Annotated in this window: 10 protein-coding genes; 8 read left to right on the forward strand and 2 right to left on the reverse strand. The window is 30.3% G+C overall.

Annotation, left to right across the window (positions count from 1 at the left end; translation table 11 throughout):
- Nucleotides 1-17: 17 nt before the first annotated feature.
- From ACREV6_RS05725 to ACREV6_RS05740, 4 genes are all read left to right on the forward strand, one after another.
- A complete protein-coding gene (locus ACREV6_RS05725; protein WP_431577043.1) occupies nucleotides 18-656 on the forward strand; it encodes a hypothetical protein in 639 nt (212 codons plus the stop codon).
- A gap of 67 nt (nucleotides 657-723) precedes the next feature.
- Nucleotides 724-2,004 carry a TRAFAC clade GTPase domain-containing protein gene (locus ACREV6_RS05730; RefSeq protein WP_431577044.1) on the forward strand — a complete coding sequence of 427 codons (1,281 nt, stop codon included), beginning with the start codon at nucleotides 724-726 and terminating at the stop codon, nucleotides 2,002-2,004.
- Between the two features lie 4 nt (nucleotides 2,005-2,008).
- Nucleotides 2,009-3,766 (forward strand): GAP1-N2 domain-containing protein, encoded by a 1,758-nt coding sequence (locus ACREV6_RS05735; RefSeq protein WP_431577045.1) that lies wholly within the window; start codon nucleotides 2,009-2,011, stop codon nucleotides 3,764-3,766.
- Between the two features lie 113 nt (nucleotides 3,767-3,879).
- Nucleotides 3,880-4,611 (forward strand): TraX family protein, encoded by a 732-nt coding sequence (locus tag ACREV6_RS05740; RefSeq protein ID WP_431577046.1) that lies wholly within the window; start codon nucleotides 3,880-3,882, stop codon nucleotides 4,609-4,611.
- 108 nt (nucleotides 4,612-4,719) lie between these two features.
- Here the strand turns inward: ACREV6_RS05740 and ACREV6_RS05745 are convergent, their stop codons facing one another.
- The gene (locus tag ACREV6_RS05745; RefSeq protein ID WP_431577047.1) at nucleotides 4,720-8,292 is read right to left on the reverse strand and encodes a S8 family serine peptidase; all 3,573 of its coding nucleotides are present in this window, start codon (nucleotides 8,290-8,292) and stop codon (nucleotides 4,720-4,722) included.
- 225 nt (nucleotides 8,293-8,517) lie between these two features.
- On the opposite strand from ACREV6_RS05745, the gene ACREV6_RS05750 reads away from it, so the two are divergent.
- Together ACREV6_RS05750 and ACREV6_RS05755 are read left to right on the forward strand one after the other, a co-directional pair.
- Entirely contained in the window at nucleotides 8,518-8,964 is a 447-nt protein-coding gene (locus tag ACREV6_RS05750) for a GNAT family N-acetyltransferase (RefSeq protein WP_431577048.1), read from the forward strand.
- Between the two features lie 100 nt (nucleotides 8,965-9,064).
- Complete coding sequence (locus tag ACREV6_RS05755) at nucleotides 9,065-10,063, forward strand: DUF4003 family protein (RefSeq protein ID WP_431577049.1); 999 nt, start codon at nucleotides 9,065-9,067, stop codon at nucleotides 10,061-10,063.
- Between the two features lie 209 nt (nucleotides 10,064-10,272).
- Here ACREV6_RS05755 and pdaA read toward each other — a convergent pair whose 3' ends face one another.
- Nucleotides 10,273-11,172 (reverse strand): delta-lactam-biosynthetic de-N-acetylase, encoded by a 900-nt coding sequence (gene pdaA, locus ACREV6_RS05760; RefSeq protein ID WP_431577050.1) that lies wholly within the window; start codon nucleotides 11,170-11,172, stop codon nucleotides 10,273-10,275.
- Between the two features lie 206 nt (nucleotides 11,173-11,378).
- On the opposite strand from pdaA, the gene ACREV6_RS05765 reads away from it, so the two are divergent.
- On the forward strand, nucleotides 11,379-12,881 hold the full coding sequence (locus ACREV6_RS05765) for a LexA family protein (protein ID WP_431577051.1): 1,503 nt from the start codon (nucleotides 11,379-11,381) through the stop codon (nucleotides 12,879-12,881).
- A 24-nt stretch (nucleotides 12,882-12,905) separates the two neighbouring features.
- Entirely contained in the window at nucleotides 12,906-13,448 is a 543-nt protein-coding gene (yfcE, locus tag ACREV6_RS05770) for a phosphodiesterase (protein WP_431577052.1), read from the forward strand.
- The last annotated feature ends 2 nt before the right edge of the window (nucleotides 13,449-13,450 follow it).

Here is a 13,450-nt window from a genome sequence, read left to right on the forward strand (position 1 = left end):
TAGTTAGGAGTGTTGCTATGAATATGAGAGATTTAGAAAATTTAGAAAGAGGCATAAAAGCTGTAAAATGTGAAATAGAAAAAGAAAAATTTGTTATAAAATGGGAATGGGCACAAGGCTCTGATGTAGTCTATATTTTTAAGTCTGAAGCTCTAAATGAGGCAGGTATAGAAGATATAACTAAGGAGAATATAAAGATATTTACTAGAGAAGAATATAGAGAGTTTAGTGGTTATGTTGAGAGTATAAGGGAGATTAATCAATACAAATTTATGATTTTTAAAGCGGAGCAAATTAATGAGGAGCTTATCCTTGTAAAACAGCAGGATGGCGAAAATGAAGTAATTGTTTGTACAGGAAAGCCGGATGTTTTTTATGAGATTACAGAACGTACCTCCTTATTTAGTAAAAATAAAAAGGTGAAGATGAGAATAATTTGTGATGCACCTTTTAAAAAAGATGTGCTATGTTATGTAAAAAAACAGGGAAACTACCCCATTAACAAGGATGATGGAATTAAATTTGATTTTATAGGGGACTTTCATCCAGGGGTAAATGAAATGCCTAATATAGAAATCAGTAGGGATGAATTTGTTAAGATTTTCATAAAAGACGTTAATAGGTATGGAAGCGCATATAATTTGAGAGAAAAGTAAGAGAAAGTTCATTGGTAGCTATAAAAGGGAGGTGAGTACCTGATGGTTTTTATAAGTCAGGTATTATATGGGCATTTTTGATATTTTAACACTAGGTAAAAAAAATAGAGCAGATAAAAATTATAATTTAAAAAAATCTAAAGAAAAACATAATACAGAGGATATTAAATGTCCATTTTGTTTTAAAACTTTTAATAATGAAGATGTTCATTTTAGGGTAAGCCATGATCAGGATGGTGACCCAGAGTATGAAAAACAGATTGATGAGATTTTAAATGAATATAATAGAAAAATTGGTAAAGCCACCTTAGGAGAAATAAATGCTGTTATTAGAGCATCAGATTTGCCAGAAAAAAGCAAGACAAAGGTTGATAATGCTATAATCGAAGTAAGAGATAATTATGATAAGGCTACAGAGGAGAGGTTATGTCCATATTGTCATAATGTGCTCCCTATAACTTCAGGCAGAGGAGATACAAAAATCATTTCAGTAGTAGGAGCATCTCAAGCTGGGAAGTCTGTTTATATGTCTTGTCTTTTATATTATCTTGAACGCCACATTGCGGAGAAGTTTAAAGCCGCAGTTATTCCTGGGAGCTCAGAGTATAATGAAGATATAAAGCAAAACCAGAGGATAATATTTGAATTTAATAAGATGTTAGAGCCTACACCAAAGCAACATATAGATCCATTAATTGAAACTTTTAAGTTTAAAGATGAAACTAAAAAGCCAATAACTTTTGTATTTTATGATGTTCCAGGAGAAGGTATGACTGACAAAGCTTATATAGACAAGCATGGAGAACATATTCAAAATTCTGACGGTATTATATTCCTTATAGATCCATTACAAATGAGAGCATTAAGGAAAAAAATAAATTTAGCAAATGGAGCAAAAGGGGATTTTACAGATAAATATCAAGAACCTAAAGAAATTCTTGTGTATTTGTTTGAAAATTTTATATCTAAGCAGGAAAAAACTATTACAGATATACCCACAGCAGTAGTGGTTACTAAAAGTGATATGCTAATTAGCTTAAAGGATGAAGAATATATAAGTGCCAGTAGTAACGTATTTAGAAATTGTAGTCATGAGGGCAGCTTTAATTTAAATGAATTTGAAAATATTGATGGAGAAATAAGAAGGTTTTTAACTAAAGTGGACACACCTTTTAAAGGTGCTATGGATGCATATTTTAAAAATGTAGGTTATTTTGCAGTATCTTCTTTAGGCTGTAATCCAGAGAACTCTAAAATTAATGACAATTTTACTATATCCCCTTTAAGAATAGAGGAGCCTTTTTTATGGCTTTTATATAAGATGGGTTATATTAAAGAAGGAAGGTAATGGTATGATTCAGCAACATTATTATACAAGGGATAAAAAAGGATTATACAGTGCTACCCCAGGATATGATACTATTTCAAAAAGTAAGGGCTTAGAAGATAAGTTAATAAAAGAGGTGCTTCATAATTATTGCTTTTATGAAGCGCCTTTTGAGCTTATAGAGGAAGAAGACTTAAATAAATATCCAAAAGCACTTATGTGTTTTAATATACCATCTAAAGAAATGGTAATTGGATGTTCAAGTTTTGCAGGCAAAGATTATACTGGTCAAAGAAATAGATATTTCACCCATGATTATGTAGTAAGTCCGGTGCAGAAGGAATTTTATATCAGAAATCCTGAAAGAATTTTTCATGCAGAATTTAAAATACCGATTTTTGAATTACATGCTGGTGATGATAAGCCAAGTGAAACTTTTTTAGATGAATTAACTGATATACCTATGGATAAACAGAGCCATGAATTTTTCAAAAGGGACCAGTTTTTCAAGGAATTATGTATACAAGAGGGTATGTATAAGAAGCTTTTAAGTGCATGCTTTGACTCTGTTTTAAATAACAGAAAAATATATATAGTGATGAAAGTGCCAGTGCAGCAGTTATCAAAATACTCAAAACAGCTAATGAAGTATATATATATAGGTCTCCCATACGTAGTTAGAAGAAATTTTGGGTTTATAACTTATGCAAAAGATTCAAAAATCAAGGAGTACATAAATCTTCAGTTTGTGGCTAAGGGTGGGGTAAGGAAAGCAGATGTAGAGCAATCTCTTGCATATGTTTTTGATTTTCAAGAGGAAAAACATTTAAATGTAATGAAACTTAAAAAGGAAAATGATTATTTGAATTTTGTTTGGAATAACCTAGATGAGCCGAAAGTATTAAATGAATTTTTAAGCAAAAGTGATAAATATACTAAAGAAAAGCAGCAGGGGCAAGGGGTTAGTTTGGAAGAATATAATCAGATATTTACAGCTGATTTCCAAGAGAACTTTAAATTCGAGGCAATAAAATCTTCAGAAGACAAAATAGTTAAAATAGAAAAAGTACAAACCCAAGAACTTAAAGGTAAGGAAGCTGAGCTGAATATCTTAGAAGATATAGATATATCTGAAATATCTAAGAGGCAAATTAAGAGTTTTACTATGGAAGAAAAGTATAAAAATAATGATACATATATGATGGTATATTATCTTCAGAAAATACTTGCAAGTAAGGTAGATAGGGAAATAAGTTTCGGTGAAAGAAAGATTTGTCAGTTGTCCCTTAAAACCATGACAGAAGTTTATGAAATGTCTCCCATATTTTTAAAAGTAAAAGAGCGAATACAATATTTTTATGAAAAGGAAATTTCAAGAGAAACTTTTAGAAAAATTATGGTCGGATTTATAGAGTGTAATTTTCATAATACAATGGGATGTAATTCTGAAAAAGAAGATCTCCTAGAAGAATTTTATATAAATTATAACTTCCAGCAGCTCTTTAATTATTTAATGATCTATGGTGGGATAAAGAAGGCTCGAGATTATATATTATGGGCAGTTAATGATTTTTTAAAGTTAAAGGAAAAAGAAGTGAGTTTTAGCTTTTTTGAAGCTTTGAAAAATTACATAGAAAATAATGACAATGATTTCTTTAAAGATAAAAACTTTAAAAGGCAAATATTTCAAAGCGATAATGAGGCTATAATAGGTAGGATAAAGGATTTAGAGTTAGATATGTGTGGAGGAATAAAAAAGTTTATACTAGGGCTTAAAAGGTAGGAAGAGTTAATATAAAAGAACTTTCGAAAAAAAATATAATGCATAATTATCTTAAAAATGGTATAATTTATAAATAAAATAACCTATATTAATGAAAACTTGGGGGGATATTTATGACAACCAGTATGCTAAAAATTATTGCAATTTTACTAATGTTAATTGACCACATGGGTGCAGCACTTTTTCCAGAGGCTACAATTATGAGAATGATAGGAAGATTATCATTTCCTATATTTGCTTATTTAATCCATGTAGGATATTCTAAAACAAATTCATTTCCTAAATATTTACGCAGACTGCTTATATTTGCAGCTGTATCTCAAATTCCATTTTCATTAGCCTTTAGTAAAGGTATTAGTATAAACAGCTTTTCTGATTTTTTGGGATTTTTTGTAGGAAGTCCAGATTTACATTTAAATATTTTCTTTACGTTGGCATTGGGATTACTAGCAATACGTATATGGGATAAAGAAGAATCCCAGATTGCTAGAATAATAGGTGTGATATCATTGGGCATAACAGCAGAATTTTTCGGTACCGATTATGGAATTTATGGAGTTGCTATGATTCTTGCATTTTATATTTTTAGAGATAATAAAGTCAAAACAGCTATATCTCAAACTAGTGTATATATATTATTTAGTGCATCAGAAATCTTATTTTATGTGAACAAATTCTCAGGTACAAGTATTCAGTTAGTTTGGTTTAATCAAGCATTATCACTACTGGCATTAATTTTTATATTTAGCTATAATCATAAGAAAGGCAAAGATCTAAAATACCTTTTTTATGCTTTTTATCCAGTACATTTATTAGTAATAGGATTAATAAAAATTTTCTGGTAAAGCATTATTTTAGTATTCTATCACACTAGATGATGATCTAATCATGCAACTAAATTTTCAAAAAAAGATAGTCTTCATAATATGAAGACTATCTTTTTTTGAAATTTTTTAGTTTTGACGAAGCACGGATATTATATTACTTGTTGTGTTACCGGCTCTATCTACAGCTTTAACTTCAATATAATTCATTCCTGCATGAAGTTTTACCTCCGATTCAAAGTGAGCTGTTTTAGCGTATATATCTGCAGTTGTTGATATCTCATTTCCATTAACAAACAATCCAAATCCAAAGTTATTGTCTGAAACTTCACAGTTGATTTTAAAAGTAGCAACATCTTTGGCTACGTTTATTGTTTTAACTTTGCTAGATGGATTAATATCCTTAATAGTTAACTTAGGAGCAACTAAATCGCAATAAAGATTCATTGAATAGTCGAACTTGTTGCCTTTTTCATCTACAGCTGTTACTGCAACTTTATTTTGACCATCTTGTAGGCTTATTTCTTTCTTGAAAGTTAAATCTGAATTTACAGTAACGTCCGTGCCTTGTATTTTAAAAGATTTAACTCCAGTTGATAAATCTCCACTTAAAGTAGGACTCGTGGAATTATAGAAACTACCTTCTCTTTTAACTCCGGTAAAGTTAACATACAATTTATCATTTTTAACAATTATATTTGTACTCACTTCTTCAAGTTTAATATCTTTTATACCATAAGCTTGTACAGTTATTTGATGTTTGCCAGGAACTAAGTCTTTAAATTTATAAGATAGTGTTTCAATATTTTTTGCTGTAACCTCGCCATCAACTAAAACATTGAAATATCTCATATCGGAAAGAAGCTTAGAATCTCCGGAATATGATAATTCAAAATTACCTGAAGGGAATACTGTGTTCGCTTTAGGTGAAGTTATTGCAAGGGATTGTACTTCTACCTTTGTTGAATATTCGTAAGTGTTTTCGGCATAATCTGTACTGGAAATTGTCAAATTATTATTACCACTTTGTAGATCCAAATTTACAGAGTAGTTTCCATCAGTATCTTTTTCAAGATTCATAGAGGTACTTCCATTTTTATCTGTAATATATGTTCCATTTTTCAAAATTTTAAAATCTCTTATTCCAGATAATTTATCTGTTGCTTTAAATTTCAAAACGTACTTTCTTGAAGTTACTTTACTGGGAGAAGTCATTAGTGAAGTAGGAACAGTTGAATCAACTTTAATAGGTAATTTCATAGTTTGATAATTTGTAGTAGTAGAATCAATTGATGCTTTAACTTCGAAATAATATTGCCCATCTTTAACTATCTCGTATTTTCCGCTAACTGGATTATAACTAGTTAAATCCCATTTCCATGGTGATTCTTCTACATAGTTATCAGCTTGTAATTTATCATCAGGGTCTGGTGACCATAAATCTTTAACTAGATCTTTATCAACACTTAGACTCCTAACTAAATTACCTTTTTCATCTACTACATTAACAAGCATAGTTTTAGCATTCCTGAGGAATTTTATTTTTGGTGTCACAGTTATTTTTCCATTTGCTGCAGTTACAGCGATTAAATTTTCATCAACTATTGGCAATTTTGTTTTTTCATCTTCACCAACTACTCCTAAAAGATTTTCAACCCCATTTTCAGTTAAACTATATACGCCAGTTTCTTTTAAATGAGAGCCTTCATCCCAAAGTGGCTTGTCCATAATTAAAGATTCATTCCATTCACCATAGAAGCCCATATATGGAACACCAAGTGTTTCTGACTCTTTAGAACTAGGTTCAAAAGTTAAAAAGCCTTCTACAAATACACCTTTAGTTGTGCTTTCAGGTATATTTAATGTAACCTTAAGTTCTACTACTGATCCCGCAGGTACAACCACTTTATCCTTATCAAAGGAAACTGTAGCTCCTTTTAGAATTATGTCTCTTGCTTCATCGCTCTTATCGGATAGTACTACATTTGAAGGTTTAACAGTATAAGTTTCTTCTTTATTTCCATAATTTTTAAATTTTAAAGTAAATTGTTTTGTAAGTTCATTAATCTGCTTTAATGAAACTGTAGATTCGTTAGCTTCATTTACAACAATTACATTGGTTTTAACAGCAGCAGCTACATCTACAAGACCAGCTCCTTGTCTCCTTGGAGAAAATGGAATTAAATCTTTGCCAGTAGAAGGATCAATTTGGGGTTTTGCTGTATTTATTACAAGTTGCTTTGCAAGTTCAGCTTTTTCTATTGGAGATAACTTGTCTAATTTTAATTCCTTCATGTGTTGTAGTACTAATGCCATAATACCAGCGGTATGTGGAGCAGCCATAGAAGTGCCCGACATATATTTATATTTATCATCATTAGCTGTTGAACGAATATCTCCACCGGGAGCGGTAACTTGAGGTTTAAATTCTAAGTTTGGAGTAGGACCCCAAGATGTAAAATCAGACATTAGTCCGGTTTTAGGATTTACGATACTTACTTTTTTATCTTCAAATTTAATTTTAGTACCAGTTTTTACTGAAGCTGCTAGTTGAGCTCCATGTTCATTAGTTATGAACATTGAAGGGATTTTTACACTAAGGTCAGTAGCCATGCTAATATATAATTTATCGCCATCTTTATTGTATATAACGGCTGCTACAGCACCTGCATCTTGAGCATTTATTTTCTTTTCTATAAAAGAATTAGATCCTCTTTTAATAAGTGCAACCTTACCTTTTAAATCTTTACCTTTAAAGTCCTCAGGAGTTCCAAGATTACAATCAACAATATCGTATTCACCTTTTAAAAGTCCAATTGGGCTGATTTCTAATTCTGATTTTAGGTATGCTATATCTTTATACTCATTACCAACTTTATATGTTAGTGCGGGCCATACAAGCATACTATTATTAATAGATGCTACACTTAGTGCTTCTTTTGCAGTAGATGGAGCGCCAACTACGGATGTATCAACTATATCAGAAACTTTGTCAGGAGATGTGGAATATGCAGAGTTTCCAGCTGAAACTACTACTACTACACCTTTTTCTTCAGCTTCTTTTATAGCCTTTTGTAAAGGTGCGCTATTTTCTACAAAACCTGAATCGGAACCAAGACTCATATTTATTACATCTGCTCCAAGTTTTACAGAATCTTGTATAGCTTCAACTACATCTTCATCATTACAGCTTGGATAATCTGGATCATTTGAGAAGACTTTCATTGCAAGTAATTGCGCTTCAGGTGCAGCTCCTTGAATTGCTTCAAATTTAGAAACATCAGTGGAATTTCCGTTTGCAGCAACTATACCAGCTACGTGCATTCCATGCATATTGCCTTCATCAATTATATTTTGACTTTTATCTGCGTAATTATATCCATAAGGTACCTTATCAGTAAAATATTTTCCTTTTCCTTGTGGACTCTTATTTTTAATTTTAGCTTTTGAGGGATCAGTAAGTTTCATATCTTTATGTCTATAATCTATACCACTATCAATTATAGAGATTACCATGCCTTCTCCTTTATACTTAGAAACCTGCCATTCTTTTAATACATTGGTTAAATCTTTTGCGGATGTCATGGTTGGTTTATAACCACCTCCAGCATTGATACTTTCTGCATTAACGTTAGATAGATAAATATTTGAAGATAAAATGCTTACTGTAAGAACTATACTTAAAAGTTTTTTTCTGTTCATTATTTAGTTCCCCCCCTATTTATACAATATTTATACAATATTTATTATATATTATCATAATAATGCAAAAAAGGAAATATAAATAATTATTATCAAAAAAAATTGCAATTAACAGATTTTATTATGTTTAATATTAACTCAAAAGGGTTGAAATCTTAACTAAGTTACACTAAGATTTAGATATAACTATTTCAATTAGATTATATATAAAGGAGAAAGAGAGCGATGAAGTGGGAAATAAAAAAGTTTAAAGAACTAAGCGGCGAGGAAGTATATGAAATCTTAAAACTTAGAAGTGAAGTCTTTGTTATAGAGCAGCAATGTATTTATGAGGAGTGTGATGGTAAAGATAAAAAATCTTATCATTTATTTGCAAGGGAAGATGGAGAAATCCTTGTGTACTTAAGAATTTTAGAAAAAGGAGTTACATATAATGAGATATCTATAGGAAGGGTTTTAACTGATAAAAAATATCGTGGTAAAGGTTTAGCAAAACAAATGATGTTAAGAGCAATAGGATTTATCGAAAATAATTTAAATGAAAAAACAATTAGAATTTCTGCACAAGAGTATTTATTAAATTTTTATTCAAGTCTTGGTTTTGTGGGAGTTAGTGATGTGTATTTAGAAGATGATATTCCACATGTAGAAATGTTATATAAGAATAATTAATTATAATGATATAATAGTTAGTAATTGCTAAATTATAATTTATATGATAACTGGTAAAGCTTAAAATATGTTAGACTATTTGTAAAGGGGGCTATTATTTATGGAACAATTAGTGAAAGAAAAGCTAGATAGACTAATAGACTTATTTCAACAAGTATCTGCACAATATAAATGGGAGCAATCCTTAACTAACCATTTTTCGGCATTGACTTATACATTAAATAACAAAGAGTTTGATAAAGAGAAAATTGAAGATGTGAGAAAACATATTAAGAAGACCACAGGGATATTTTCTAATTATAGAGGTACTTCTATGATAATTTTATCAACATTATTAGCATGTCAATATGATAATCCAAAACAGGAATTTGATAAAATGCTGGATTATGATAAAAGAATGAAAGAGTCAGGATTCAAGAATAATATGTATTTGCCAATAGCGAATTATGCTCTTTTAGCTACCTGTAGCGAAGAATGGGTGGGTACAAGAATAGTGAAAGCCAAAGAAATATATAGTGAAATGAAAAGCAATCATCCCTGGTTAACTGGTGGAGATGATTACCCACTTTCAATACTTTTAGCAAATTCAGATGCTTCTGTTAATAGTATTATAGAGAATATGGAAGACTGTTATAATATATTAAATGAAAATGGGTTTGGAAAAAATAATGGACTTCAACTTTTATCTCATATACTAGGATTTAGCAAAGAGGACAATAAAAGCAAGGTTTTAAGATGCAAAGAAATATTTGATAAGTTAAAAGAAAATAAAATGAAGGTGTATTCTAGTGGGTATGCGATAATTGGCTTCTTATCTATACTTGGAGAAGATGGGTATGTAGCAGTAGATCAAGTTATTGAAATTGTAAATGTTCTTAAGTCCACTAAAAAATATAAATGGTTAACCAAAGAAACTCATTTATATACTGCAGCAGCTTTGGTAAGTGATGCATATATTGAGAATATAAAAAATCAAAAGGATCTTATTCAAACAGCTATTGGGATTTCCATTGAAGCATTAATTGCAGCACAAACAGCTGCTATAATAGCAGTAGCTAGTAGCACTGCGGCTATTTCAGGAGCATCTGCTTCGTCTTAATAAAACTATGATGGGCATCTAGCTGGAAGGATGTATAAAAGTCTAGGATTTGAAGAGATTTGCTTTTGGAGTTTATAGAAAAGTAAAGAAATTGAATAGAAATCTACCAATTATTTAAAAAAAGAAAACTTCTGGAGTAGATAACAATTGAGAATTGTTATCTACTCCAGAGGTCTACAAGGGAGTAAATCTCCTTCTGAAGTTGCTGATTAATGTTTAGTAGGTAGTTCATCTAGTGTTTTTAGCGCGTATCCTTGCTTTTTCCATTCTGTAATTACATCATCTAATATTTCAGCATTGGTTTTTGACACTGCGTGCAGTAACATAATTCCACCATTGTGGGTTCTTTCCATAATACGTTTTTTTGCAGTTTCATGAGGGGGCTGTTTATTAGTAAGCCAATCCATATAAGCGAAACTCCAAAATATAGTTTTATACCCGTAATTTTTAGTATATTGTAAGGATAATTCACTATATTTGCCCATGGGAGGTCTAAAATATTTAGACATTTTTTTTCCTGTAATACTTTCATAGGCAGCTTCTACATCAGATAATTCACTATTAAATTTTTCTGCGTCTACTATTGAAGCCATTGAAGGATGACGAGCGCTATGGTTGCATACTAAGTGTCCTTCTGCAACCATTCTTTTAATTAATTCTGGGTTGGAAGTAATATAGGGTTTTACAACAAAAAAGGCTGCTTTCACATTATGTTTTTTTAAAACATCTAAAATTGGAGCAGTATACCCAGCTTCATATCCCTCATCAAAAGTTAAATATAGTATCTTTTCTGATGTGTCTCCTAAATAGTAGCACTCATAGTTTGATATAATATTACTGGTTTCTTTAGGTCCTTCAGGGGGCGTATTGTCATTTCGGGGCTGGAAATACCAATTATATTCTTTGGTGCTTAAACCATTAATAGTTTTATTATTACTAAAGACGTTTTTGAAAAAATTTATTAGGTCAGCTGGTTTTGAATTACCCTTGTTATGATATTCATTTTTAGAGTCTATAATTGAACTGAATTTTAAATCTTTGCTATAAACAGATAAACAGTTAACTGTAAGCATTGAAGAAATAATAATACTCAATATCTTTGATTTCACACTAATCACCCCTAGTTTATCCTATTTAGAAAAGTTTTTAAATTGTTTTACAACTTAGTATGCTCAGTAGAGGCTTGTATATATTCGTAATTTATAAAAAGTTTAGTAAAATCATGATTATAGCATAAGCAATTATAGAAAAATCATACTTTCAGCCTCTAATTAAGGTATAATATTACTATGTCTACAACAGTGGAGGTGACGAAATGGAATTAACTTTAGAGCAACATAGAATGATTCATAGTAAACCCTCAAGATATAGTACAATTAGAGGGATTCAAGGTTCAGGTAAGACAACTGCATCTATTTATAGAAGTCTTTATTTAAAAAACAATTATTGTTTATATGAAGAGGATAAAATATTAATGTTAGCTTCTAAGGATGAAGAAATAAATTATATTGAAGAAATATATAGCAAAGTAGAAAAAGAAACTAGATTAGATTATTTAACTCTATTTTCTAATTGTGAAAGAAAATTTCATGTAGTTACATTAGAGGGCATTTTACATAGATATTTTTTAGAATATAAAAGCAAATATAAATTAAAAAATGAGCAAATAATAGGTAATGATAAAAAAAATAGCATTATGAAAAACTGCATATTGGAAATTAAAAATATTTATCCAAGTCTAAGGATATTACATGCGAGTTATGTTGAATTTTTTGTTGAAGAAGTAAAGTGGATGAAAAGTTGCAATTACTTAAAAATTGATTCCTATTTACAATGCAATAGAACAGGAAGAAAATGTGAAAAAGGGCAAGGGCCACAAAAAATTCTCAAAAATTCCACTGCGAGACAAGCAATATTTCAGCTTATGCTTACATATAATGAAAAGCTTAGATTAGAGAATTTAGTTGATAATGAAGATATTAATATATACGCGCTACTAATGGCAGAATCTATTACAACAGATAAGTATTGCCATATTATAGTTGATAAAAGTAATGATTTAACTAAGGTACAAATAGATTTTATTAATGCATTATTTAAAGCAAAATCTTATTCTAACATGATGTTACTTGTTGATATAGATGTGCCTCACAATACTAATTCCTGGATGGTAAAAGGTAAAAGAATTAATTCCAAACCACTTGGAGAAAAGGCGAAAACACATATATTCAAAAATAATTATAAAACACAAGAAATCCTTCAAAAAAAACAGTTGGAGATAAAGGACAAGAATTTAGACATCGAATCATTGGAGAATTTTCAATTTTGTGATTTAAGGCATAGTAGATCCTACAAATTTATGAGGGATTATAGTAGGATATCAGATATCCTAGTAAATGATGAAAAAGGCGATTATGAGTATATAAATGAGGAATTATTAGAACTACCTGTATATAGTGATATAGCAGCAGGTGAACCTATACTTATTAATTCTGAAATAGAAGGTAAATTTTATCTTCCAAAGTATTGGCTAAAAGGAGTGAAAAATGCTTTCATTTTAAAGGTTAAAGGTGACAGTATGATTGGAGCAAACATTAATCATGGAGATTATGTAATAATAAGGCAGGAACATGCTGCAAATAATAAGGATATTGTTGCAGTTGACATAGGTGGTAACGCAACTTTAAAGAGGCTTTCTATAGACAAAGATAGAGTATTACTTATGCCAGAAAATGAAAAATATAAGCCTATTGTAATAGATAGTGAAGATACATACATTATAGGTACAGCTATAGGAATCATAAAGCGCAAAAATTAATTTTATGGAAGGAGTTAAGTAGAAATGAAAATATTTTTTATTTCTGACATACATGGTTCACTTTTATTTTTAAAAAAAGCATTAAAACGTTATAGAGAAGAAGAAGCAAGCTATATAGTAATGCTAGGAGATGCATTATATCATGGACCAAGAAATCCATTGCCAGAGGAGTACAAACCTCAGGAAGTAGCAAACCTCTTAAATGAATATAAAGACAAGATAATAGCTGTTAGAGGGAACTGTGATAGTGAAGTAGACCAAATGCTCATAGAGTATCCTATGATGGCTGATTATTCTATAATATTGTACAATAATAGAAGATTATTTTTGACACATGGGCATACATATAACGAGGATAATCTGCCGAATTTGTGCGAAAATGATGTTTTGGTACAGGGCCACACGCATCTTCCTCTAGCTAAAAAACAGAATAAAATATATGTATTGAATCCAGGATCCCTATCATTGCCTAAGGAAAACAACCCCAATTCTTATGCAATACTTGAAGATGATTTATTCCAAATAAAAGATTTAGAGGGGAATGTCATTAAAGAAATAAATTTATAAGA

Source organism: Clostridium sp. (genome assembly GCF_050717515.1).
Classification (GTDB): Bacteria; Bacillota; Clostridia; order Clostridiales; family Clostridiaceae; genus Clostridium_AD.

Excerpts from the sequence above, each read along its gene's own strand:
- ACREV6_RS05745 (WP_431577047.1), bottom strand. The coding sequence starts at position 8,292 with ATGAACAGAAAAAAACTTTTAAGTATAGTTCTTACAGTAAGCATTTTA.
- ACREV6_RS05750 (WP_431577048.1), top strand. The coding sequence starts at position 8,518 with ATGAAGTGGGAAATAAAAAAGTTTAAAGAACTAAGCGGCGAGGAAGTA.
- ACREV6_RS05755 (WP_431577049.1), top strand. The coding sequence starts at position 9,065 with ATGGAACAATTAGTGAAAGAAAAGCTAGATAGACTAATAGACTTATTT.
- ACREV6_RS05735 (WP_431577045.1), top strand. The coding sequence starts at position 2,009 with ATGATTCAGCAACATTATTATACAAGGGATAAAAAAGGATTATACAGT.
- ACREV6_RS05740 (WP_431577046.1), top strand. The coding sequence starts at position 3,880 with ATGACAACCAGTATGCTAAAAATTATTGCAATTTTACTAATGTTAATT.
- yfcE (WP_431577052.1), top strand. The coding sequence starts at position 12,906 with ATGAAAATATTTTTTATTTCTGACATACATGGTTCACTTTTATTTTTA.
- ACREV6_RS05765 (WP_431577051.1), top strand. The coding sequence starts at position 11,379 with ATGGAATTAACTTTAGAGCAACATAGAATGATTCATAGTAAACCCTCA.
- ACREV6_RS05730 (WP_431577044.1), top strand. The coding sequence starts at position 724 with ATGGGCATTTTTGATATTTTAACACTAGGTAAAAAAAATAGAGCAGAT.
- ACREV6_RS05725 (WP_431577043.1), top strand. The coding sequence starts at position 18 with ATGAATATGAGAGATTTAGAAAATTTAGAAAGAGGCATAAAAGCTGTA.